Origin of the sequence: Amycolatopsis sp. NPDC051903 (genome assembly GCF_044452505.1) — a bacterium.
Lineage (GTDB): Bacteria > Actinomycetota > Actinomycetes > Mycobacteriales > Pseudonocardiaceae > Amycolatopsis.
On the sequence record NZ_JBITBT010000035.1, the window covers coordinates 12,276 to 35,368 of the forward strand.

Annotated in this window: 21 protein-coding genes and 1 pseudogene; 8 read left to right on the forward strand and 14 right to left on the reverse strand. The window is 73.4% G+C overall.

The annotated features are described in order from the left end of the window. Positions 1-70 precede the first annotated feature (70 nt). Together ACIA77_RS41355 and ACIA77_RS41360 are read right to left on the reverse strand one after the other, a co-directional pair. The gene (locus tag ACIA77_RS41355; protein WP_395891612.1) at positions 71-1,162 is read right to left on the reverse strand and encodes a glutamate--cysteine ligase; all 1,092 of its coding nucleotides are present in this window, start codon (positions 1,160-1,162) and stop codon (positions 71-73) included. After that, positions 1,159-2,343, reverse strand: a complete 1,185-nt coding sequence (locus ACIA77_RS41360; protein ID WP_395891613.1) for an amidohydrolase — start codon at positions 2,341-2,343, stop codon at positions 1,159-1,161. Before ACIA77_RS41360 ends, ACIA77_RS41355 begins: the two co-directional genes overlap by 4 nt. An 84-nt stretch (positions 2,344-2,427) precedes the next feature. Here ACIA77_RS41360 and ACIA77_RS41365 point away from each other — a divergent pair, with 84 nt between their 5' ends. Then, positions 2,428-3,345, forward strand: a complete 918-nt coding sequence (locus ACIA77_RS41365; protein WP_395891614.1) for a hypothetical protein — start codon at positions 2,428-2,430, stop codon at positions 3,343-3,345. A 1-nt stretch (position 3,346) separates the two neighbouring features. Here the strand turns inward: ACIA77_RS41365 and ACIA77_RS41370 are convergent, their stop codons facing one another. The 6 genes from ACIA77_RS41370 to ACIA77_RS41395 are packed head-to-tail and all read right to left on the reverse strand — an operon-like array spanning position 3,347 to position 9,985. Next, a complete protein-coding gene (locus tag ACIA77_RS41370; RefSeq protein WP_395891615.1) occupies positions 3,347-4,321 on the reverse strand; it encodes an aromatic acid exporter family protein in 975 nt (324 codons plus the stop codon). Positions 4,322-4,357: 36 nt separating this feature from the next. Continuing rightward, positions 4,358-5,062 carry a TetR/AcrR family transcriptional regulator gene (locus ACIA77_RS41375; protein WP_395891616.1) on the reverse strand — a complete coding sequence of 235 codons (705 nt, stop codon included), beginning with the start codon at positions 5,060-5,062 and terminating at the stop codon, positions 4,358-4,360. A 19-nt stretch (positions 5,063-5,081) separates the two neighbouring features. Beyond that, entirely contained in the window at positions 5,082-6,560 is a 1,479-nt protein-coding gene (locus ACIA77_RS41380; RefSeq protein WP_395891617.1) for a pyruvate, phosphate dikinase, read from the reverse strand. Next, positions 6,557-7,339 (reverse strand): SDR family oxidoreductase, encoded by a 783-nt coding sequence (locus ACIA77_RS41385; RefSeq protein WP_395891618.1) that lies wholly within the window; start codon positions 7,337-7,339, stop codon positions 6,557-6,559. The genes ACIA77_RS41380 and ACIA77_RS41385 overlap by 4 nt, the downstream gene beginning before the upstream one ends. Next, entirely contained in the window at positions 7,336-8,775 is a 1,440-nt protein-coding gene (locus ACIA77_RS41390) for an aldehyde dehydrogenase family protein (RefSeq protein ID WP_395891619.1), read from the reverse strand. Before ACIA77_RS41390 ends, ACIA77_RS41385 begins: the two co-directional genes overlap by 4 nt. Beyond that, positions 8,768-9,985 (reverse strand): cytochrome P450, encoded by a 1,218-nt coding sequence (locus tag ACIA77_RS41395; RefSeq protein WP_395891620.1) that lies wholly within the window; start codon positions 9,983-9,985, stop codon positions 8,768-8,770. Before ACIA77_RS41395 ends, ACIA77_RS41390 begins: the two co-directional genes overlap by 8 nt. A 152-nt stretch (positions 9,986-10,137) precedes the next feature. Here ACIA77_RS41395 and ACIA77_RS41400 point away from each other — a divergent pair, with 152 nt between their 5' ends. The 4 genes and pseudogenes from ACIA77_RS41400 to ACIA77_RS41415 all read left to right on the forward strand — a co-directional run bounded on the left by ACIA77_RS41400 (position 10,138) and on the right by ACIA77_RS41415 (position 13,161). Then, entirely contained in the window at positions 10,138-11,643 is a 1,506-nt protein-coding gene (locus ACIA77_RS41400) for an AMP-binding protein (protein WP_395891621.1), read from the forward strand. Between the two features lie 2 nt (positions 11,644-11,645). Further along, a complete protein-coding gene (locus tag ACIA77_RS41405) occupies positions 11,646-12,266 on the forward strand; it encodes a MarR family transcriptional regulator (protein ID WP_395891622.1) in 621 nt (206 codons plus the stop codon). Positions 12,267-12,341: 75 nt separating this feature from the next. Further along, a pseudogene (locus ACIA77_RS41410) lies at positions 12,342-12,446 on the forward strand (hypothetical protein); the annotation flags it as partial. 25 nt (positions 12,447-12,471) lie between these two features. Then, positions 12,472-13,161, forward strand: coding sequence for a transposase (locus ACIA77_RS41415; RefSeq protein ID WP_395891623.1), 690 nt, complete (start codon positions 12,472-12,474; stop codon positions 13,159-13,161). Here ACIA77_RS41415 and ACIA77_RS41420 read toward each other — a convergent pair. Genes ACIA77_RS41420 through ACIA77_RS41430 form a run of 3 tightly spaced genes read right to left on the reverse strand, consistent with a single transcriptional unit; the run spans position 13,142 to position 16,265 of the window. Further along, positions 13,142-14,881: a PEP-utilizing enzyme gene (locus tag ACIA77_RS41420; RefSeq protein WP_395891624.1), complete on the reverse strand. Its 1,740-nt coding sequence runs from the start codon at positions 14,879-14,881 to the stop codon at positions 13,142-13,144. The two genes, ACIA77_RS41415 and ACIA77_RS41420, sit on opposite strands and share 20 nt — an antisense overlap. A gap of 44 nt (positions 14,882-14,925) precedes the next feature. After that, positions 14,926-16,074 carry an NAD(P)/FAD-dependent oxidoreductase gene (locus ACIA77_RS41425; RefSeq protein WP_395891625.1) on the reverse strand — a complete coding sequence of 383 codons (1,149 nt, stop codon included), beginning with the start codon at positions 16,072-16,074 and terminating at the stop codon, positions 14,926-14,928. Positions 16,075-16,079: 5 nt separating this feature from the next. Beyond that, positions 16,080-16,265, reverse strand: a complete 186-nt coding sequence (locus ACIA77_RS41430; RefSeq protein ID WP_395891626.1) for a ferredoxin — start codon at positions 16,263-16,265, stop codon at positions 16,080-16,082. A gap of 191 nt (positions 16,266-16,456) precedes the next feature. Here ACIA77_RS41430 and surE point away from each other — a divergent pair, with 191 nt between their 5' ends. After that, positions 16,457-17,233 carry a 5'/3'-nucleotidase SurE gene (gene surE, locus ACIA77_RS41435; RefSeq protein ID WP_395891627.1) on the forward strand — a complete coding sequence of 259 codons (777 nt, stop codon included), beginning with the start codon at positions 16,457-16,459 and terminating at the stop codon, positions 17,231-17,233. On the opposite strand, the gene ACIA77_RS41440 is transcribed toward surE, so the two are convergent. After that, positions 17,204-17,410 carry a hypothetical protein gene (locus tag ACIA77_RS41440; protein ID WP_395891628.1) on the reverse strand — a complete coding sequence of 69 codons (207 nt, stop codon included), beginning with the start codon at positions 17,408-17,410 and terminating at the stop codon, positions 17,204-17,206. The genes surE and ACIA77_RS41440 overlap by 30 nt on opposite strands. 61 nt (positions 17,411-17,471) lie before the next feature. On the opposite strand from ACIA77_RS41440, the gene ACIA77_RS41445 reads away from it, so the two are divergent. Continuing rightward, positions 17,472-18,359 (forward strand): SMP-30/gluconolactonase/LRE family protein, encoded by an 888-nt coding sequence (locus ACIA77_RS41445; protein WP_395891629.1) that lies wholly within the window; start codon positions 17,472-17,474, stop codon positions 18,357-18,359. On the opposite strand, the gene ACIA77_RS41450 is transcribed toward ACIA77_RS41445, so the two are convergent. Continuing rightward, positions 18,334-18,825 carry a GNAT family N-acetyltransferase gene (locus tag ACIA77_RS41450; RefSeq protein WP_395891630.1) on the reverse strand — a complete coding sequence of 164 codons (492 nt, stop codon included), beginning with the start codon at positions 18,823-18,825 and terminating at the stop codon, positions 18,334-18,336. The genes ACIA77_RS41445 and ACIA77_RS41450 overlap by 26 nt on opposite strands. Before the next feature lie 74 nt (positions 18,826-18,899). Further along, entirely contained in the window at positions 18,900-19,340 is a 441-nt protein-coding gene (locus ACIA77_RS41455; RefSeq protein ID WP_204095113.1) for an Lrp/AsnC family transcriptional regulator, read from the reverse strand. Positions 19,341-19,516: 176 nt separating this feature from the next. Here ACIA77_RS41455 and ACIA77_RS41460 point away from each other — a divergent pair, with 176 nt between their 5' ends. Further along, a complete protein-coding gene (locus ACIA77_RS41460; protein WP_395891631.1) occupies positions 19,517-22,975 on the forward strand; it encodes an indolepyruvate ferredoxin oxidoreductase family protein in 3,459 nt (1,152 codons plus the stop codon). Positions 22,976-23,093: the final 118 nt, after the last annotated feature.

Below are 23,093 nucleotides of genomic sequence, written 5' to 3' on the forward strand. Positions count from 1 at the left end.
GCCTTTCTGGGGGACGCGGAGCTGACCACTCATCGTAACCGCAGGTCGGCCGGGCCACCGGCCGGGCGGATCACCCCCGGACGGCGAACTCGCCGACGACGTCCGCGGCGTCCGCCCGCGCGGCGAACCGGCGGCGCTGCCGGTCCGCACCACCGCCGTCGCGGGCCAGCCGGGCGAGGCCTTCGCGGACGAAGGCGGTGTCGCCGGCGGCCTCCAGCGCGGGCGCGCAGAACTCCGTCAGCCGCGTCAGCACCTCCAAGGCCGGCCGCACTTCGCCGGTGGCCGGGTCGGGGCAGCAGCCGGTGACGCCTTCGCGCGCGGCGCGCCAGAGCTGCCCGCGCAGCACCTCGTTGGACAGGTGCGGCGGCTCGCCGCGGCCGAGCACCGTGGCCACGAGCCCGCGGCAGAGCACGGCCAGCAGCGCGGCTTCCCCGGTGGTGGCGGCGACGTCCGCGACGCGGAACTCCACCGTCGGCTGGTTCTCCGAGAGGCGGACGTCCCAGTAGACCATCCCGCGGTCGAGGATCGCGCCCGTGCGCAGCCACGCCTCGACGATCCCCTCGTACTCGGCGTGCGAGGCGAACCGCGGCGGCGGACCGGCGGAGGGCCATTGCGACCACTGGCGGTGGCGCCAGCTGCAGTACCCGGTGTCGAGCCCGTCGGCGATCGCCGAATTGGCCGTCACCGTCAGCAGCGCGGGCAGCCACGGCCGGACGTGCCCGATCACGCGCGTGCCCGCCTCCGGATCGGGCACCCCGACGTGCACGTGGCAGCCGCAGGTGAGCGTGGTACGCGCGGTGGCGCCGAAGTGCTCGGCCATCCGCCGGTACCGCGGCGTCGGGGTGATCGAGGGCAGCTCCTCGGCGGCGACGGGCGGGGTGGCGCACGGCAGGATCCGCAGCCCGCGCCGGGCGGCGGCGCGCGCGAGCGCGGTGCGCATCGAGTCCAGCTGCTCGACGGCTTCGGCGCGGGTCCGGCAGACTTCGGTGGCGGATTCGGCCTGCGCGCGGGTGAGCTCGTGCTGCAGATCGCCGTCCGTGTCGTCCACGGAGTCCAGCACCGCGCCCGCCGCGTGCGACGGTCGGCCCCGCTCGTCGACGACGAGGAACTCCTCCTCGATCCCGAAGGTCGGTGTTTCCCGTGTTTCCGGCGTTTTCGTCATCGGCCCTCGTGACCGGCCCGTTCGGCTCGGGCCTGATCGGCGAAGCAGTCCCAGGCCTGCCGCACCAGCGCGGGGTGGGCGAGCAGGTCCACGGCCGTGCGGCCCAGCGCCGCGGCCGCCGCGAGCAGCACGGCGCGGGCGCGGGGCGAGGCGGTCGCCGCGGTGAACTGGGGCGAGTTCTCCGCGTGGGCGGGGTCGACGATCGCGACGAGCGGGTGGACGGCGGGCACCTTCAGGCTCACGTCGCCGATGCCGGACGAGCCGAGCGCGGCGCCGAGGTCGGGGCCGGTCGTGAGGATGCCGCGGGCGGCCAGGTGCGCCGCGAACCGGTTCGACAGCACGGAGTTGTCGCGGAAGTGCGAGCTGCCCGGGCCGAGGGGCTCGACCTCCGCCTTGGTGCCGGTGGCGATCGCGGCGCCCTCGGCGCAGGCGGACACGTCGGCGACGAGCGTCGCCAGCGCCGCGGCCGTGGGCGCCGAAAGGCCGAACCGCGCTTCCGCGAGTTCGGGCACGGACTCGGTGGACTCGCCGCCGCGCGTGATGATCCCCTGCGCGCGCGAACCGGCGGGCAGCCGCGCCTGCAGGGCCGCGACCGCGGTGAAGACCTGCACCAGCCCGGCCACGGCGTCGGCCGCCGGGTGCTCGGCGCCGCCGCGGACGGTGATCCGCACCTCGGCGCGGGCGGCCAGCGGCGCCCACGACCACGAGCGGGCGCCGGGGCGGAACAGCAGCGCCGCGTCGACGTCGTCGAACACGCCGGCCGCGGTGAGCGCGGGAATCCCGTCGCGGGGGCAGCCGGCGACGAGGATCGAGCCGGGTTCGCCGTCGGTGACGCGGCGGGTCGCCAGCGCCGCGCCGAGCCCCGCGGCCGCGGTCAAACCGGCCCCGGGCCGTCCGTCGTACTCCAGCAGCAGCGCCACGCCGGGGCGGCCCTCGCCGTGGCGGGCGGTGATCGCGGCCGTGAAGCCGGCGACCCGGTTCGCGACCGAGAAGCCGGCCTCTTCGAGCGGCTCGGTCAGCAGGTGGGCGGCCGCTTCCTCGTCCTGCTCGGCGCACAGCTCACCGGCGAGCGACCACAGCCGGTCGTCCAGCTGCTCGATCTCGTGGTCGACCCGCTCGTGCCGGGTCTCGTCGGCCTCCATGCGCCACACATACCCCACCGGCGGCCATTCGATCCGCACCGGAGTGGGTAATTCGGCCGTGTGCGCGCCGCGTCCGGTGGGGAATCGTCGGAATCCCCAGCAGACGAGTCGGACGGAGCGGGCATGACAGCGGGAAGCTACCGGGTACTGCCGGCCGAGGTGTCATCGATCGTGCAGAACGTCGAAGGCCTCGGAGCGTCGGCGTCGTCCGCGACGCGCGACCTGGAATCGCTGGTGATCGACGCGCTCTCGTTCGCCGGGATCGGCAGCGGGGTCGCCGCGGCGAACTCGACCCTGCAGTCGCAGCTGGTGTCCTCGCTCGGCAAGTTCGTGAACCTGATCGGCGAGGTCAGCGGCAAGGTCCAGTCCGCGGCGCAGGGCTACACCGACGCCGACACGGCGGTGGCGCAGGGCCTGGGCGGGGGAGCGCAGGCTTCGGGCGGCGGCGGCGCGGCACCGGCGGCCGCCGGGCAGCTGGACAGCCGCGTCGTCGACTCGATCATGCGCTCGGAGGGCGCGACCGGCGAGCAGGGCGGCGTGCCGGAGGCCTACGGGTTCCGCCAGAACATGCACAACGGCTACGACCAGATCATGGCCGCGCGGAACCAGTACGGCATCGGCAGCCCCGAGGAGCACGCCGTCGTGGCGAACCTGATGACCGAGAACGCGCGCACCGCCGGCGCCCTCAACTTCACCGATCCGGGCACGCAGGCCGCCGTCATGTCCGGCGCCCACATGCGCGGCGCGGGTGGCGTCCGCGCGATCCTCAACCACATGGGCGGCGCCGGCGTCGTGCGCAGCGCGGCCACGCTCGACCCGGCCGCCGTGCAGCACGTCCAGGGCCTCACACCCGAGCAGTTCCAGCAGGACTTCCACGACGCCCGCCTCGACTACGACCGCCAGGTGTACGGCAGCACCACCACCACGCAGGGCGGCCACACCCAGAACTGGTGGGACCGCTACGAGCTCGGCCTCACCCAGCGCTACGACCGGGAGCAGCAGGAGTTCCTGAACCTGTCCCGCCAGCCGGCCGCGCAGTAGCTCACTGCGCCGGCGGCTCGCGCAGCAACGCGGTGATCCGCCGCAGCGGACGCCGGGCGATCGCGCCCAGGCGGCTGCCGTCGGTGTCGGCGTTGTGGACGATGGCGGCCTCGGCCGTGGCCAGCGACGGCGGGTCGGGCGTGCCGGTGAGGACGGCTTCGACGGCGTCGGCCAGGGGAGTGGCCACTTCGGACGTGTCGGTCGGCTCGCCGCGGGCCGCGAGTTCGGCCGTGTCCTCGAAGTGGATGCGCACGAGGGTGCCGATGTCGGCCGCGGTCCGGGCGGCGGGGTCGAGGGACGCGAGGCGGCCGGGTTCACGGCGGCGCCACACCGGGTGGGCGCGCACGGCCTTGCGCGCGAGCGCCAGCTGCCCCGGCAGCGCGCGGGCGCGGGATTCGGCCGCGCGCACCGCCTGTTCGTCCGTCGGGGCGCGCAGGTTGCGCGCGAGTTCGGCGGCCGTGCCGTGGAGTTCGGTGATGAACGCGCGGGCGGGGTTCGTCGGGAGCAGCAACGGCGCCAGCACGATCGTGACGCCGGCCCCCACGGCCGTCTCCCACAGCCGCGACACGGCGTAGGAGTCCGGGTCGGTGTTGGCGAAGACCAGCAGAGCCGACACGGCGACCTGGAGGTTGAGCGTGCCGCCGATCCGCAGCACGATGCCGACGAGCAGGGCGAGCCCCAGCACGAGCGCCAGCGCGAGCGCCGAGGGCCGTACCACGTTCAGCACGAGGATCCCGATCGACAGCCCGCACACCACCCCCACGAGCCGCGCCAGGGACACGTTGAACGTCGAGTACGGCGCGTCCCGCACGGACACCAGCGGCACGATGACCGCGTACACGGGCGGCTGCTGCGCGCCGAGCAGCACGCACACCTGCCACGCGACGGCTGCCGTCACCACGATCCGCAGCACGTACGGTCCCTCGGCGCGCAGGAGCTCACCCATGCGCCGGGCCAGGACTCCGGGGGTCGGCATCGTCCCATCCTCGGGCCGCGCCCCTGATCCGTCCAGCTAGGGCCGCGGCAGCGACCGGTACCAGATCTGCCCGATGACGGTGCCGAGGTCCTGGATGCGCTCCGGCCGCGGCGTCACCGGCAGGAGTCCGATGTGGACGTAGGCCATCTGCTCGATCATCGACCCGAGCGCCTCGGCGTGCAGTTCGTAGTCGGTCTCGCCGATCACGCCGCTCTCGTGCAGCCGCCGCAGCCAGCGTTCGGTGCGGTGCACGAAGCCGGATCGCACGTGCAGCCACAGCGTCAGGAACCCCTCGTTCTCGCTCGCTGCCGCCGCTTCGCGCATCACGCGCAGGAGGTGGCGGTTGCGCGCGTAGGAGTGCAGGTACGCGATGGTCTGCTCCACGAGGTGGTGCTGCTCGTCCCCGGACCGCGGCGCGGTCGCCGACGCCGCGGCCAGCTCTTCGAGCGCGGGTTGCAGCGCCGCCAGGAAGATGTCGTCCAGGCTTGTGAAGTGCCGGTAGAAATTGCCTTGCGCGGTGTCGGCGCGGTTGGTGATGTCGGAGACGCGGGTGCGGGTGTAGCCGTACTCGGAGAAGCACGCCGTGGCCGCGCGCACGAGCTTGTCGCGCGTCTGCTGCCCCCGCTTGTTCGGCCGCTTGTCGACGGCGTCGGGTTGCAGCGAGGCGATCAGCTCGCGGACGCGGACGCGGGCGGCTTCCGCGCGGTCCTCGCCGGTGGTCTCGTGCGTGGTACTGCTCATCTTCTGCTCACCCCACCGGTCATCCGCCGACCGTACCTTGGACGATCGCCAGCAGTTCGGGCAGCGCGCCGTCGCGGCCGGCGCGCGCGGCGGCCCATTCCGTGAGCGTCGCCGCGGGCCCGTCGGCGGTCGGCGAACCCGCGCCGGCGCGGTCGCCGTCGAGCACCGAACCCGTGGTGCCGTCGACGGTCACGAGCCGGCCGCGCACGGCGTCGGCGGTGCCGTCGCCGCAGCCGACCACACACGGGATGCCGGCTTCGCGGCACACGAGAGCCGCATGCGACGTCGATCCGCCGTGCTCCGTGACGACCGCCGCTGCCGCGAACATCGCCGGCACGTCCTCCGGGGACGTGAACGGCCGCACGAGCACGACGGGATCGCCGCTGTCGAAAGCGGTCAGGGCTTCGCCGGGGTCGGTCACGGCGGTGCCCACGCCGAGGCCGGATCCGGCGCCGGTGCCGCGGGCTAGCACGTCACCGTCCGCGGCGCCCGTCGTCGCCAGCAGCTGCTCAGCCTGCGCCGGCGTCACGCGCGCCAGCGCGGTGTCGCTGTCGATCACGCCTTCGGCCACGAGGTCCACCGCGATCCGGGCCGCGGCCCGGGGGGTGCGTTTCCCGGCGCGGGCCTGCAGCACGTACAGCGTGCCGGATTCGATCGTGAACTCGACGTCGACCATGTCGCGGTAGTCGCGTTCGAGCACACCGGCCAGCCGCAGCAGCTCGCCGTGGTTGCCCGGCTGCGTGCGCGCCAGCTCGCCGAGCCGCGCCGGGGTGCGCTCGCCGGACACCACGTCCTCGCCCTGCGCACGGGCCAGCCATTCGCCGAACACGCCGGGTTCGCCGGTGCCGGGGTCGCGGCTGAACAGCACGCCGGTGCCGGACGCGGCGTCGCGGTTGCCAAACGCCATCGCCTGCACCGTCACGGCGGTGCCGCCGAGGCCGGTGATGCCGTGGTGCTCGCGGTAGCTCAGTGCGCGCGGGGAGAACCACGACCGGAACACGGCGCCGATCGCTTCGCGCAGCTGCTCGTGCGGGTCGGCGGGCGGCGGGCCGCCGACGATGTCGGTGTAGGAGCGCACGAACCGCACCCACGTGTCCTGCGCCCATGCGGGATCACCGGATTCTCCGGCCAGCACGTCGCGCAGCGCCTCGGTGAGCCCGAGGTTCAGGACCGTGTCCATCATCCCCGGCATGCTGCGCGCGGCTCCGGACCGCACCGAGACCAGCAGCGGCGAACCCGGCCCGCCGAAGCGCCGCCCGGACTGCTCCTCGAGCCGGGTCAGCTGCGTGAGCACGCCGGCCCAGACCTCCCCGGGCAGCGTGCCCCCGGCGTGGTAGGCCGAGCAGACGTCCACGGTGATCGCGAACGCGGGCGGCACCGGCAGGCCGAGCGAGCGCATCCGGTTGAGGCTGTGGGCTTTCCCGCCCACGAGGTCACGGCACAGCGGGCGCGTGCCGTCGAGGGGGAGCACCGGTTCGGCGGGTGCTGTGGTGGTCACCGGGTCGTCCTTTCGGTGCTGGACAGGTGCGCGCGGGCGGCCCCGAGGCCGCCTTCGACGGGCAGGTCGACGCCGTTGACCCACGAGGCGGCCGGGTTGAGCAGGAACCGCGCCACCGCGGCGACCTCGCCGGGTTCCGCGTGCCGGCCGACCAGCGCGCCGGCGCGGTCGATCGAGTCGGCGCCCATCGACGCGCGGAAGTCGGCCAGGATCGGCGTGCGCACGGGCCCGGGGCTCACGCTCACCGCGCGGGCCCGCGGCAGCAGCCGGGCGGCCAGCCGCGCGCTCCAGGCGACGAGCGCGGCCTTCGACGTGTCGTAAGCCGCGGCGTCCGTCAGCGGGTGTTCGGCGAGCCACGCGGCCAGCTCGTCGTGACTGTCCACAGTGCACAGCCGGTCGAGAGCTTCGGCCGGCAAGGTGTTGCGGTGCGCGGCGATCGACGCCACCGTCACGACCGCGCCGCCTTCGGCCAGCCGCGGCAGCAGCGCCTCGGTGAGCAGCCGGGTGCCGACGACGTTCACGGCGAGCACCGTGCTCGCGGGCGCGGTGCCGGGTACACCGGCGACGTTCGCGAGGCCGGCCAGCGGCCCGGTCACCGTCGCGGCGGCTTCGCGCACCGCGGCGAAGTCGGTGAGGTCCACGCGCAGCGCTCGCGCGACGGGCGCCGGGATCTCGGCGCGGTCGACGCCGAGCACCTCCACGCCTTCCCCGATCAGCTGCTGGGCCAGCGCCAGGCCGACGCCCGAGGCGGCGCCCGTGACGAGGATCCGGCGCGTCATCGCAGCACCGCCTGCACCGCGGTGAGGGCGGCGATGCCCTCGGCACCCAGCTCGCGGCCGTAGCCGGAGGCCTTGAACCCGCCGAACGGCACGCCGGGGCGCTCGCGCGTGCGCACGCCGTTGATCTTCACCTGGCCCACGCGCAGCGTCCGCGCGAAGGCCTCGGCGCGGTCGGGGTCGGCCGACCAGACCTCCGCCGACAGGCCGAAGTCGCTGTCGTTGGCGACATCGGTGGCGTCGGTTTCGTCCGCGTAGGACTGCACCACGAGCACGGGGCCGAACACCTCCTGGCGCACCAGCGGATGCCGGGCGTCGAGTCCGAAGTAGACACGCGGCTCGAGGAAGTAGCCGCGCGCGGGCAGCAGGGCGAGCCGCGGCGTGACCGCGCGGTCGTCGCCCGCCGTGTCGAGCAGGTGGCGCACGCGGTCGCGCTGGCGAGCCGAGGCCAGCGGGCCGAACGTGGTGGCCGGATCACGCGGATCCCCGGCGACCACGGTGTCGAGCGCATCGAGCACCAGGTCGCCGACGTCGGCCAGTGCGCTGCGCGGCACCACGATCCGGGTGGTCGCGTTGCACGCCTGACCGGAGTTCACCAGGCCGCTCTTCACCGCGGCGCCGACGGCGTGCGCGAGGTCCGCGTCGGGCAGCAGCACGGCGGCCGACTTCCCGCCCAGCTCCAGCGTCGTCGACGCGGTGTGCCCGGCGGCGAGCGCCGCGACCGTCTGCCCGGCCGGCACGCTTCCGGTGAAGGACACGTGTCCCACGCGCGGGTCCGTCACGAGCGCCTGGCCGGTGGCGGGCCCGGTGCCGTGGACGACGTTCAGCACGCCCGGCGGGAACCCGGCCTCCAGTGCGGCCGCCGCGATGAGGTTCGCGTCGAACGGCGTCGCCTCGCTCGGCTTGAGCACGACGGTGTTGCCCGCGGCGAGCGCGGCGCCGACCTTCGCGATGATCTGGTGCGCCGGCATGTTCCACGGCGTGATCGCGGCGACGACGCCGAGCGGGATCCGGTGCAGCTGCGCGCCGTCGATCTTCTCCGTCCACGCGAACGCGCGCGCCGACGTGGCGAACGCCCGCAGCACCCGCGGCGGCAGCTCACCCTGGCTCGCCGTCGCGAGCGCGGCGGGCATGCCCATCTCGCGGGTGATCAGGGCCGCCAGCTCACCGGCGCGCGCCTCCAGCGAGTCGGCCAGCCGGTCGAGCAGGTCCGCTCGATCGGCCGGACTCGTGCGCTCCCACGCCGGGTAGGCGGCGGCCGCGCGCGAGACCGCTTCGGCGGTCAGCACGGGACCGGCCTCGGCGGTCTCGCCGATCGGCTGCTCGGTGTACGGGTCGATCACCGGCAGCGCCGGACCGTCCGGGATCCGCCATTCGCCGCCGACGAGGCACGCCGCGCGCCCGAGCCACGGCTCGGCGCTGCTCGCCCGCTCAGTCACGGTCGCTCACCAGCCGCACCGGCAGCCGCTTGACGCCCCGGAAAAAGTTGCTGCGCAAGCGTTCCGGTGGCGCCTGCACGGCGACGCGCAGCCCGCGGTCGCGCAGCCGGCGCAGGAACAGCTGTGCTTCCAGGCGCGCGAGGTGCGCGCCGAGGCAGGCGTGCACGCCCCAGCCGAAGCCCAGGTGCTCGTTGGGCGCGCGCTCGGCGCGGAACTCGTCGGGCGCGGTGAACACGGCTTCGTCCCGGTTGCCCGATGCGAACCACAGCACCACCTTCTGCCCGGCCGCGATCGTGCGGCCGTGCAGCTCGACGTCGCGCGTCGCGGTGCGCCGCATGCACAGCACCGGCGACACCCAGCGCACCATCTCCTCGACGGCGCCCGGGATCCGCCCGGCGTCCGCGCGCAGCGCCGCCCACTGCTCGGGGAACGCCCCGAACGCCACCATCCCGCCCGTGAGCAGGTTCCGCGTGGTTTCGTTGCCGGCGACCATGAGCAGCAGGTAGTACGCGTCGAGCTGGCCGCGGTTGAGCGGCACCCCGCCGGGCGCGGCGTGGGCGAGCACGCTCACCAGGTCCTCGGCCGGCGCGGCGCGCCGCTGCGCCTCCAGGTCGTGGAAGAACGCGAAGATCTCGTCGCGCGCCTTGGCCGCGGTTTCGGGGCCCTCGCTGTATTCGGGGTCCTCCGACGCCATCTGGTTGGTCCAGCGCTGCATGTGCGGGCACGCCTCGGGCGGCGCGCCGAGCAGGCGGCCGATCACCAGCAGCGGCAGCTGCGCCGCGATCGCGTGGACGAAGTCGAACGTGCCGTCGTGCTCCAGCGCGGAGTCCAGCAGTTCGTCGATGACCGTGACGATGTCGTCTTCGAGCAGCCGGACCGTCGCGGGCCGCACGTGCGGCACCACGAGCTTGCGCACCGTGCCGTGGCGCGGCGGATCCATGTTGTGGATGCTGGGTTCGCCGTGCCCCTCGGCGCGGCGGTCCGGGATCTGGGTCCCTTCGGCGGAGGAGAAGTTCTCGTGGTCGGCGGCGACGCGCTTGATGTCGGCGTACCGCGTGAGCGACCAGAAACCGCGGCCACCGGGCTCGTCGTTCCAGTGCAGCGGATCGTGCACCCGCAGCTCGCGGAACGCCTCGTGGTCCCGGCCCGAGGCGAACAGGTCCAGATCCATGAGGTCCACGGCCGTCGCGCCGGACGTCTGTTCGGACACCACTGTCCCTTCTGTCGCTTGCCACGCTGGATTGCGAACGCTCAATCACTACAGCACATCCCGTGGACGAACGGAAGAGGTACTCCGGGGCGTTGCGACGACTCTGGTTCGTGACATAGCATTCACAAACAATCGCGAAGGAGGTTGATGGCGTGTACCCCGCCCCGATCGCGCGCGAGCGGCCGGATGCTCGCGCCTACGTGATGGCGCCCAGCGGCGAAAGCCTCACGTACGCCGAGCTCGAAGCCCGGTCCAACCAGGTCGCGCACCTGCTGCGCGAGCGGGGGATCGGCCCGGGCGGCACGCTGCTGCTCGTGCTCGAGAACCGCCTGGACTGGCCGGTGCTCGTCGCCGCGGGCATGCGCTCCGGACTCTACGTGACGCCGGTGAACTGGCACCTGCGCAGCGGCGAGCTCGGCCCGCTGCTCGCCGAGGCGGTGGGTGACGGCGGCTCGTGCGCGATCGTCACCAGCGCCCGCTGCGCCGGCGTGGTCACCGAGGCGCTGCGCGATGTCGCGAAGCCCGCGCTGCTGCTGTCCGCGGACCCCGGCGGCGAGCTGGAGTTCCTCGGCGACGCCTGCTCGGGCCTGCCCGAAACCCCGGTCGACGGCGAGCTGCTCGGCGCCCGCGTGCTCTACAGCGGCGGCAGCACCGGCCGGCCCAAGGCGTTCCGCCAGCAGCTGCTCGGCGTGCACCCGGCCGACGCGCCCGCCCGCCACGCGGGGCTCGCAACCAAACTGGAACTGGCGCCGGACACGGTGTTCCTCTCGCCCGCGCCGAATTACCACGCCGCGCCGTTCACCTTCCAGCTCATCACGCTGTCGCTCGGTGGCACGGTCGTGTGCCTGGACAAGTTTTCGGCCGAAGGTTCGCTGGCGGCGATCGAGGCGCACCGCGTGACGCATTCGCAGTGGGTGCCGACGATGCTGCTGCGGCTCCTGCGTCTCGGCGCGGACGAGCGCACGCGCCACGACCTCGGCAGCCACCGCGTCGCGTTCACCTCGGGCGCGCCGTGTCCGCCGGAGGTCAAGACGGCGATCATGGACTGGTGGGGCCCGATCCTGCACGAGTACTACGGCGCGTCGGAGGGCTACGGCCACACCTACGTCGGTCCGCAGGACGCCCTGGCGCACCCCGGCACGGTGGGCAAACCGCTGTCCGGCAGCGTGCACGTGACCGACGACGCCGGGCGCGTGGTAGCGCCGGGCACTGTCGGCAAGGTGTGGTTCGCGCCGGGTGGCTCGGCCTACCGCAACGCCGGCGACGTGGGCGCCGACCTGCGCAGCGTCGGCGACCTCGGCCGGCTTGACGAGGACGGGTTCCTCTACCTCGTGGGCCGCGAGGGGCACACGATCATCTCCGGTGGCGTGAACATCTACCCGGCGGAGATCGAGGACACCCTGCTCACCCACCCCGCGGTCGCCGACGCCGCCGTGATCGGCCTGCCGGACCCCGAGTTCGGCGAGGGCGTGACGGCCGTGGTCGAGCGGGTGGGCGACGTGAGCGGACCCGAGCTGATCGAGTACTGCCGCGAGCGGCTGGCCGGGTTCAAGGCGCCGCGGCGCGTCGAATTCGTGCCGAGCCTGCCGCGGCTGCCGACCGGCAAGCTGAACAAGACTGTGCTGCGCGACAAGATCCTCTCCGGCGAAGGAGCGTGACCATGACGACGTCCACGCAAGCGCGGTTCCTCGTGCTGCACGCCCTGCGGGTGAAGGGGCTGGCGAGCGACCCCGTGCTCGAGGCGCTCACCGGCCTGTCCGCGGACGACGCGGCCGCCGAGGTCGCGACTCTCGTCGCCGACGGGCTCGCCGTGCGCCGCGAAGGCCGCCTCGCCGGGACGATGCTGACGCCGGCCGGCCGCACGGCACACCCGGACCTGCTCGCCGCCGACGTCGCCGCGTCGGGCGAGGCGCTTTCCCAAGCGTACGAGGCGTTCCTGCCGGTGAACGGCGAGTTCAAACGCGTCTGCTCCGCGTGGCAGCTGCGGCTCTCCGGCGAGCCGAACGACCACGCCGATCCCGCGTACGACGCCGAGGTGGTCGCTTCGCTCGCCGAGGTGCACGGGCGAGTCGCGCAGCTTTTGGACACGCTGTCGGCGTCGGCCGGCCGGTTCCGCACCTACCCGGTGCGGCTGTCCGGCGCCCTGGAGCGGGTGCGCGCGGGGGAGCACGCGGCGTTCGCCCGCCCGATGGCCGATTCCTACCACGACATCTGGATGGAACTGCACCAGGACCTGCTGCTCAGCGCGGGCCGCGAACGCTCGGCGGCCGACGAAGGCTGATGCCGCAAGCGAACGGGCCGGGCTCCTCGCGTTGGGTTCTGGTGGTCGTCGCGACACCCGGTGCTCGGGAAGGCGATGGATTTCGAGATCCGTGGGGATCGTTCGCCGCAGGGACGCAGGAAGTCGGTCCGGGAACGGGCTGCCTGTCTTGATCTTGTGCGGAGGGGTGTGAGTAATCAGCAAGCCTGCCGGGTCGTCGGATTCGATGTCCGGACCGGCAGGAAGTGGCGCAACGGCCGCGCACCACAGGGTTCGCCTCGAGGGGCGCCACCGATCACGTCGGTGGCGCCCCCCGAGGCGAGGACGCGGGGCCTACCTGAACGAAGACGACCGCATCAGAGACCGCATCGTGATCGCCGACCGTCGCCGAGCGGGTGCCACGCTGCAGGAGATCGCCGACGAACTCGGGCGCGATCGCTCGACCATCAGCCGCGAGCTGCGCCGCAACGCCCATTCCCGCAGCGGGGACGGCCGGCCTCATGCCGTCCAGGCGAGGGCGGACGCCCGCCGGCCACGCCCCAAGCCACGCAAGATCACGGCCACTCCCGAGCTGCGGGCGGCTGTCCAGGATCATCTCAACCGGCGGGGCAGCCCGGAACTGATCGCCGCAGTGCTGCGCCGGGACTGCCCCGACCGGCCGGAGATGCACGTGCCTCACGAGACGATCTATCAGATCCTCTACCTGCAAGAACGCGGGGAACTGAGACGTCGACTTCGTCGCCACGGAACTCAACCAACGCCCACGCAAAACGCTCGGCTGGGACAACCCAGCCGAGCGCCTCACCAAACTTCCTCAACCAAGCCGGCTCACGAGCCGTGTTGCAACAACCGCTGGAACCCGCACGCGGGGAGCCCGGCCCGTTTTCGTGTCCTGCCTAGACTTCCAGCACCGTGACGGTGCCCGTGGTGCCGTCGACCTCGATCAGGGCGCCGTCCGGGATTCGGGCCGACGCGGCCGTCGCGGACACCACGCACGGGATGCCGAGTTCGCGGCTCACGATCGCGGCGTGCGAGAACGGGGCGCCGACGTCGACGACCACCGCGGCGGCCGGCACGAACAGCGGCGTCCACGACGGGTCGGTCAGCGGTGCGACGAGGATCTCGCCGGGCTGCAGGGCCGACGGGTCGTCGGCGCTCGTGATCACGCGGGCGCGCCCGCGCGTCGAACCGTTGCAGCCCGGCACACCCTGGATCACCTCGCCGGCCGCGGCGGCCGTGACCTCGCGGCCCGAGCGGCGCGGCCAGCTTTCCACCGGCTCGGGCCGGCCCACGACGACGAACGGCGGCTCGCGGTCGAACAAGTCCAGGTACACGGCTTCGCGGTCGCGCAGCTTCGCCGAGAAGCTCGCCGGGTCGGCGAGGAACGCGTCGAGCTCGTCCGCGAACAGCATGAAGATCTGCTCGGGCCGCTCCAGGTGCCCCTGCGTGGTGAAGCGGCGGCCCAGTTCGAGCGCGGGCAGCCGCAGCTCGTGCATGACCATCGCGCACGACGTGCGCCCGCGTTCCCGGCCCCGCAGCCACAGCGCGGCGGCGTGCAGTACGGCGGCGAACTGGCCCAGCGCCTCGTCGTTGCCCGCCAGCGCGGCGCGCACGCCCGCGGTGGCTTCTTCGCGCTGCGCGGCGCGTTCGGCGTTCTTCACCGCCGGCGAAGCGGAATCGTCCGCCTGCCGCATGCGGTCCACAGTGGACAGCACGAGCGAGGGTTTCACGCCCCACGTCCGCGCCCGGATCTCCCACTCCGACGGGCCGCGGAAGTCCCACGCCGCCAGGAATTCGTCGAGCTGCCGCGTGAACGCCACGACCTCCGGGTCGGTGCTCGCGCGCAACCGGTCCTCGAGACCGTCCTGGCCCTCGTCGAACAGCGCCGCCACCAGCGCGGTCCGCGCGAGCCGCGACAGCGCCCACATGCCGGTGGACGGGCCGGTCGAGTCGACGTCGCCGATGCCGGCCACGAGCGTCAGCGCGAGCTCGGGCTTGCCGATCGCCTCGGTGAACTGCGCGACCGCACCCAGCCCGACCCCCGCCTTGAGGCTGGCCTCGATGTGCCGGCTCAGCAGCGGGCGCAGCACGTCGCCGAACGACGTGATCCGCTCACGCAGCTCCTGGTTGCCGAGTTCGGCGATGGCGGGCCGGTTCTTGCGGATGTCCTCGACGGTGCGGCGGTCGGCGTCGTAGGCCGCAAGGTCCGTGGCGCCGAGGACCTGCTCCGCCAGCCACTGCCCGGCGGTGGCCTCGAAGGCGGGGTTCTCGTCGAAGTCGCGCTTCTCGCTCTCGTACGACGGGATGCCCGGCAGGTCCCCGAAGTACTGCAGGTCCACCGCTTCCGGCGTCATGCCGGGCACGCGCACGCCGAACAGGCGCATCAGCGACATGTTGATGTAGAGGTAGCTGCCGAAGGCGGGCAGCACGTTGTGCTCCACGGTGGAGTCGTAGGTGGCGTGGTCCCACACCCCGCACGCGACGAACGCGTCGTCCCAGCCGGGGGACAGGTTCGCCTGGAACCCGGCCGAGGCGTTGAGCGGGCTGATCGGGTCGGGGAAGATCTCGCCGATGTTGGCGCGCGAGTAGATCGGGAAGACCGCCGACGCCTCGTCGTAGATGGGCCACTGCGTCATGGAAGACCTCTCTCGTCGTTGAGTGGGTTGGGTCGGTGCGGGGCTCAGGCGGACGTGAGCCGCCGCCGTTCGAGGGCGAGCTGCTTCGGCGCGCCGATCGCGACGGAGCCGACGTGCCGGCCGCCGGCCGAGTAGCGGGCGACGAACCTGTCCCCGGTGAGGTCGCCGTGCACGAGCTCCACGCGCTCGCCCCGGCCGGGCAGCCCGACCCCCTGGATGCGGAGGCCGCACTGATCGGACCAGAAACCGGGCACGGCGTCGAACGGGGCTTGCGGGCCGTGCAGGAGCGTGCGCGCCGCCGCGGCGGCCCCCAGCGCGGCGGTCGTCCAGTGCTCGGCGCGCACGGGCGCGCCGAGCAGCGGGTGGGTCCAGCGGGCGACGTCGCCGGCGGCCACCACGTCCGGCACGACTTCGCCGGTTTCGTCGAGGGCGCGCAGGTGTTCGTCGCAGCGCACGCCGTTCGTCACGTCGATGCCGCTGCCGGCCAGCCACCCCGTGGCCGGGCGCACGCCGGTCGCGATGACCACGACGTCGGCGGGGATCACCCGGCCGTCGGCGAGTTCGGCGCCGGTCACGCGGTGTTCGCCGAGGAAGCCGGTGACCCGCGTGCCGAGCAGCCAGCGCACGCCGCGCTCGCGGTGCAGCTGCTCGACGCGGCGGGCGACGTCTTCGCCGAGGACGGTGAGCAGCGGGTGGGGCAGCGGATCGGCGACGGTGACGGCGAGGCCGAGGTCGCGGCACGTCGAGGCGAGCTCGCAGCCGATGAACCCGGCGCCGAGCACGAGGACTTCGCCGTGCAGATCGGCTTTCAGGGCGCGGGCGTCGTCGAGGGTGCGCAAGAGGTGGACGCCGGGCCTCTTGCCCAGGCCGGCGGGGATCACGGGGGTCGCACCGGTGGCGATCACGAGGCCGGTGAAGTCCAGCCGTTCGCCGTCACCGAGTTCGACGGTGTGGCCGCGCACCGCGCGGACGGGGTTGCCGAGGCGCCAGGTGACGTCGAGGTCTTCGCCGGCCAGGGCGAGCTCGGCTTCCCCGGTGGCGCCGGTGAGCAGGCCCTTGGACAGCGGCGGCCGGTCGTAGGGCCGGTGCGCTTCCGCGCCGGCCAGCACGATCTCGCCGCGGAACCCTTCGGCGCGCAGCGCTTCGGCGGCCCGCTGCCCGGCGAGCCCCGCGCCCGCGACCACGATGCGCACGGGCGCTACTCCGCGATCCGGATCGCGCGGGTGGGGCAGGCGCGGGCCGCGCGGCGCAGCGCTTCGCCGTCCGTCGCGGCGCTGTGGGCCACGTGCAGCACGGCGTCGTCGTCGAGGCTGAACACCTCCGGCGCGGCGAACTCGCACTGGCCGTGGCTCTCGCACAGGACCGGGTCCACGTCGACCTTCACGGCGCACCCCTCTCGTTTGGTTTGTGACACGCAGATCACATAATGCGGATCCAGGCGCTTCTGGTCAAGGGGAGACGAGCCTGTCATGGTTGCCTGAAGCCAGGCGGGAAGTGCCGGACGTGGACACAACAGCGAACGTGTGGTCACAATCTACCGATCCGAACACCGAGACGAAGCGGGAGCGCCGGACTGTGCGGGTACTGCTCACCAACGACGACGGCATCGAAGCCCCTGGCCTGCTCGCGCTGGCCCACGCCCTGCGGGACGCGGGGCACGACCTCGTCGTCGCCGCGCCCGCCGCCGACAGCAGCGGCAGCGGCACGTCCCTCGGCGCCATCGACCACGGCACGATCGTGGCCACCTCGCCGTACCGGCTGCCGGGTCTCGAAGACGTGCCGGCGCACCGCGTGTCGGCGCCCCCGGCCTTCGCCGTGCTCGCCGCGTGCTTCGGCGCCCTCGGCCCGCCGCCGGACGTCGTCGTCGCGGGCGTCAACGACGGCCACAACACCGGCCGCGCCGTGCTCCACTCCAGCACCGTCGGCGCGGCCCTCACCGCGTCCACCGCGGGCCGCTCCGCCCTCGCCGTGTCGTGCGGCGAATACCCCGGCGCCCGCTTCGACACCGCGGCCGCCGTCGGCGTCGCCGTGCTGCGCTGGCTGATCTCCGAAGCACCCCGGCGCACCGTCCTGAACGTCAACGTTCCCGACGTGGACATCGCCGCGCTGCAGGGCATCCGCTGGGCCCGCCTCGGCCGCGTCGGCTCCGCGGGCCTCACCATCAAACCCGCCGCGGACGGCCTCCGCCTGGAACGCTTCCCGACCGCCCACGACGTCCTGGCCGCGGAGGAACATCGCGACACGGACAGCGCGGTGGTGGCCTCCCGGTGCGTCTCGGTGACGGGGTTGGTGGGTGGCCCGCGCGAAGTTTCCGACCTCGGCTCACTGGCGGGCGTGCTGCCGGTGGCGTGACCGTGACCAAACGAGGCGCAGCAGGATGCGGCGCGTCGCCGGGAGGCGCCGGTCGACGATGAGACCGATCGCCCCCGGGCACGGGATGAGGGTGACCACTCCGGTCACGTGATCTCCGACGGGGTAGGTGCGGCGGGCGGCGTCGAGCTGGTCCTGGACGGGATCGGAGAAGGACATCGTCGCGCGATCCCACCACGGTTATGCTCCGGCGTGGTACCGATTTGCTTGGGGGCGATCGATGACGGACTACGTCGCGGCGATCTGGGAGCGGTTCGACGAGCGGTTCGCGCGCGTGGACGGCGACGCGCGGCTCGAGCGGATCCACGACGGCTGCCGGTGGGCCGAAGGGGCGGTGTACTTCCCCGCGCAGCGCTCGCTGGTGTGGAGCGACATCCCCAACGACCGGCTGCTGCGGTGGGACGAGACGACCGGCGCGGTGGGCGTGTTCCGCCACCCCGCGGGCTACGCGAACGGCAACTCGCGCGATCACCAGGGCCGCCTGCTCACCTGTGAGCAGGGGCCGCGGCGGGTGACGCGGACGGAGCACGACGGGTCGATCACCGTGCTGGCCGACGGGTTCGGCGGCAAGCGCTTCAACAGCCCCAACGATCTGGTCGAAGCCGCGGACGGGGCGGTGTGGTTCACCGACCCCCGCTACGGCATCAGCAGCGACTACGAGGGTTTCCGCGCCGAGAGCGAGATCGGCGGGGACCACGTGTACCGCATCGACCCGGCGGGCGAGGTCGCGATCGTGGCGGACGACTTCGAGCGGCCCAACGGGCTGGCCTTCAGCCGCGACGGCGAGCGGCTGTACGTCGCGGACACGAAACGCGGGCACCTGCGCGCGTTCGGCGTCACGCCGCGCGGCACGCTCACCGGCGGCGAGGAGATCGCGCACGTCCGCGAGGGCAACTTCGACGGCATCCGCCTCGACGACCAGGGTCGCATCTGGGCGGCCACCGGCGGCGGCGTGGACTGCTTCGCGCCCGACGGCACTCTGCTGGGCGGGCTCAAGATCCCCGAGCCGGTCGCGAACCTCGTGTTCGGCGGGCCCAAGCGCAACATCCTCTACGTCTGCGCCACGACATCGCTCTACTCGATCATGCTGAACGTGACGGGTGCTTGAGGTCGCGCTCCATCTTCAGCGCGAGCCGCGCGTACTGCACCGTGCCCGCGTCGAGGAAACCCATCCGCCGGTAGAGCGCGATGGCCGCGGCGTTGTCCTCGAACACCTGCAGCCGAACCGACCGGGCGTCGTGGCGGGAAGCCCAGCCGAGCACGGCCTCGATCAGCGCGTCGCCGACGCCGTGGCCGCGGGCGAACGACGCCACGTACATCGAGTGCAGGTCCACCACGCCGTGCTCGTCGGGCAGCGTGCCGCTGGCCATGCCGGCATCGCGGCCCTCGATCGAGGCCAGCACGTTGAACGGCCGGTCGGTGAGCCGCTGCCGCCAGCGCCCCTCGGCGTCGCCCTCGCCCTGCCATTCGGCCAGCCGCGCCCCGAACGCGTGCGGCGATTCCTCCAGCGCGACGAGCCGCAGCGCCCGCCAGTCGCGCCAGTCGTCCGCCGTCAGCTCCCGGATCTCCGCCATGACCCCACGATCGTCACCACCGGTCCCGCGGCGCAACGTGATTTCCGGATGACGACCTATACCGCCCGGCCGAGTCACGCGGGCCCGGTCGCGCTCCCCAGCGTGATGAAGGTCTTCGTGCCCACCACGCCGCCGGAGACGCGGATGGCGTCGATGACCTCACGAAGGTGCGTGACGTCGCGCGCGCGGATGTGGCACAGCGCGTCGGGGTCGCCGGCGACGGGGTAGACGGCCTGGACCTCCGGCAGGTCGCGGGCGAGGCGTTCCATGTCGGGCGGGCGGGTGCGGCCCGTGTAGCGCAGTTCGGTGAACGCTTCGATGTTCCAGCCCAGCTTGGTGTAATCGATCTTCGCGGTGAAGCCCGTGATCACCCCCGTGGCCTGGAGCCGGTCCACGCGGCGCTTGACCGCGGGCAGCGACAAGCCGACCTCCGCGGCCATGTCGGCGTAGGAGCGTCTACCGTCCTGGCGGAGGAACTCAACGAGCCGCAGGTCTATCTCGTCGACTCCGGCCATGTCGCCTCCACGCAAGAAATTGAGGTCCTGTGCACCACTACGTTACATAGTTGCGTCGTCGCGGCCAGACCGCGCACGGATCTTGTGCCGTGAAAGGCTCGCGGTTTCTCCTGTGTCTCGTCCCACGCGCCTCACCCCACCCGTCCCACGCCACACGCTCGCCGAGAGGAGCACCGGTGCTCACCGAACCGGTTTCGCTGGACGACAAGTACGTCGCCGACCACGGGCGCGCGCTGATCTCGGGGGTGCAGGCGCTCGTGCGGCTCACCCTGGAGCAGCGTCGCCTCGACGAGGCCCGCGGCCTCGACACGCGCGTGTTCGTCTCGGGTTACCAGGGTTCCCCGCTCGGCGGGCTCGACCAGGAGCTCGCCCGCGCGAAGCGGTTCCTCGACCCGGCGGGTGTCGTGTTCAAACCGGGCGTGAACGAAGAGCTCGCCGCCACCGCGGTCGCCGGCACGCAGCTGCTCGGCAACGTCCCGGGCCGGCGCCACGCGGGCGTCACCGGCTTCTGGTACGGCAAGAACCCGGGCCTCGACCGCGCCGCCGACGCCATCCGCCACGGCACTCTCGCCGGCACCGCGTCGCTCGGCGGCGCCGTGGCGTGGATCGGCGACGACCCGGCGTGCAAGTCCTCGACCGTGCCCAGCTCGTGCGAGCCGATGGCGCAGAGCCTCGCGATGCCGCTGCTCGCGCCCGGCAGCGTCGCCGAGATCGTGGAGTTCGGCCTGCACGCGGTGGCGATGTCGCGCGCGAGCGGGCTGTGGACGGGGCTGAAGATCGTGGCGGACATCGCCGACGCGTCGGCCACCATCGACATGGCCGCGCTGCGCCACGGCATCCCGCTGCCACCCGAGACCGTCCGGCCGACCGGCCGCGCGCTCGTTGGTGCGCCCGCGCTCGACGCCGAGCACGACATGTTCACCCGCCGCCTCGACCTCGCGCGCGCGTACGCCCGCACCACCGGTCTGAACCGCGTCACCTTCACCGCCCGCGCGGCCAAGCTCGGCGTACTCGCGTCGGGCACCGGCTACGCCGTGGTGCAGCGCGCGCTGCAGGACCTCGGGCTCGACGAAGCCGCGATGGAAGCCGCCGGTCTGCGGCTCATCCGCCTGGCTATGCCCTACCCCGTGGACGCGGACGCGCTGGCCGAGCTCACTGAAGGCCTCACCGAGGTGCTCGTGGTCGAGGACAAGGTGCCGTTCCTCGAAGGCCACCTCAAGGAGGCGCTCTACCGCCGCCCGGGTGCGCCGAACGTCGTCGGCCGCCACGACGAGAACGGCCGGCCGCTGCTCACCGCGCGGGGCCAGCTCGGTGCCGAAGACGTCGCCCGCGCGCTGGTCAAGCGCGTCGAAGCGGTGGTGGGCCCGGACCGGCTGCCGCGCACCGCGACCGTCCACCTCGACGCGATCACGCCGCCGCGGCCCGCGCGCATCGCGCTGCCGACGGCGACCCCGCCGCGCACGCCGTTCTTCTGCTCGGGCTGCCCGCACAACGTCTCCACGCGCACCGGCGACGACACGCTCGTCGGCGTCGGCATCGGCTGCCACGCGATGGTCGCGATCGACGGCGCCGGGCGCGGCAACACCATCGGTCTCACGCAGATGGGCGGCGAGGGCGCGCAGTGGCTCGGTCTTGCGCCGTTCACCGACGACCGGCACTTCGTGCAGAACCTCGGCGACGGCACGTTCCACCACTCCGGCTCGCTCGCCATCCGCGCGGCCGTCGCCGGCGGGGCGACCATGACGTACAAGCTGCTCTACAACGACGCCGTCGCGATGACCGGCGGCCAGCGCGCCGAAGGCCGGCTCGACGTCCCGGCCATCACGCGCCTGCTCGCCGTGGAGGGCGTGCGGCGGATCGTGATCACCACCGAGAGTCCCGCCGACTACCGCGGCATCACGCTCGACCCGATCGCTTCCGTGCGCCACCGCGACGACTTCGCGTCCGTGGAGTCCGAGCTCGCCGCCGTCGAGGGCGTCACCGTGCTGATCCACGACGACCGGTGCGCGGCCGAGGAACGCCGCTTGCGCAAGCGCGGGCAGCTGCCCTCGCCGGCCGAGCGCGTGGTCGTCAACGAGCGCGTGTGCGAGGGCTGCGGCGACTGCGGCGACGTGTCGACGTGCCTGTCGGTGCGCCCGGTCGAGACGGAGTTCGGCCAGAAGACGCGCATCCACCAGTCGTCGTGCAACAGCGATTTCACCTGTCTGAAGGGCGACTGCCCGTCGTTCCTCCTCGTCACGCCCCGGACGAAACCGCGCCGTGAGGTCCCGGAACTGCCGGTGGCGCTGGCGGAACCGGCTTCGCGGCTGTCCGAAGTGGACACCGTGTTGATGCGGATGCCCGGCATCGGCGGGACCGGCGTGGTCACCATCTCGGCCGTGCTGCAGATGGCCGCCCACCTCGACGGCCGGTTCGCCGCCGGGCTCGAGCAGACCGGGCTGGCGCAGAAGGGCGGCCCGGTCGTGTCCGACGTCCGGATCTCCAAGACGCCGGTCGCCGGGTCGCTGCGGGCCTCGCGCGGCACCGCCGACGTGCTGGTGGGTTTCGACCTGCTCGGCGCGGCCGATGCCGCGAACCTCGCCACCGCGCGGGCGGGCCACACCGTCGCGGTGATCAACACGTCCCTCGTGCCGACGGCCGCGATGGTCACCCACCGCGTCGTGCTGCCCGGCTCGCCGGACGACGCGCTCGAGCGCATCGGTGGCGCCACCCGCGACGTGTTCGCCGTCGACGCGACCGAGCTGGCCGAGGCGCTGTTCGGCGACCACATGCCGGCCAACATGCTGCTCATCGGCGCCGCCTACCAGCACGGCGCCGTCCCGATCTCGGCCGAAGCCATCGAAGCGGCGATCCGCCTCAACGGCACCGCGGTGGAGAAGACGCTGGCCGCGTTCCGCTGGGGCCGCGCCGCGGTCGTCGACCCCGCCGCCGTCCGCGCGGCGGCCCTCCCTCCGGTCGTGGCGCCCGTGACCGTCGACGCCGTCGCCGAAGCCCTCTCGGCCGGCGACCTGGAGACGGTGCTCGCCCCCCGCGTCGCCGACCTGATCGGCTTCCAGGACGAAGCACTGGCCCGCCGCTACGCCACCCAGGTGCGCTCGGTGGCCGCCGCCGCCACCGACCGCACCGACCCGGAGACCGGCGCCCGCATCGCCGCCGCGTACGCCCGCGGCCTGCACAAGCTGCTGGCCTACAAGGACGAGTACGAGGTCGCCCGCCTGCACCTCGACCCGGCCGAACAGGCCCGCCGCGCCGCCGAATTCGGTCCCGACGCGGACGTCGCCGTGCTCCTGCACCCGCCCGTGCTGCGCGCCCTGGGCATGAAACGCAAGATCCGCCTGCGCGGCCGCACGGCCACCGCCGCCTTCCGCACCCTCCGCGGCGCCCGCCGGCTCCGCGGCACCCGCGCCGACGTGTTCGGCTACGCCCGCGTGCGCCGCGTCGAGCGCGCCCTGCCGGGGGAGTACCAGCACCTGGTGGAGCGCGGGCTGGCCCACTTGTCGCCGAAGACCGCCGAGGCGTTCGTGGAGCTGGCCGCGCTGCCGGACGTGGTGCGCGGCTACGAGGACATCAAGCTGGCCAACGTGGAGAAGTTCCGCACCCGCGCCGCCGAGCTGCTGGCGACGATCACTTCCTGACCTTCGCGGTGTTCGTCTCGAGGGGACCGCTCGCGCCGGTGCGCGAACGGTCCCCTCGAGCCGTCTACTGGTCGCGACGGGTCCGCTCGCATGTTTCGCGGCGCGAAAGGTCCCTTCG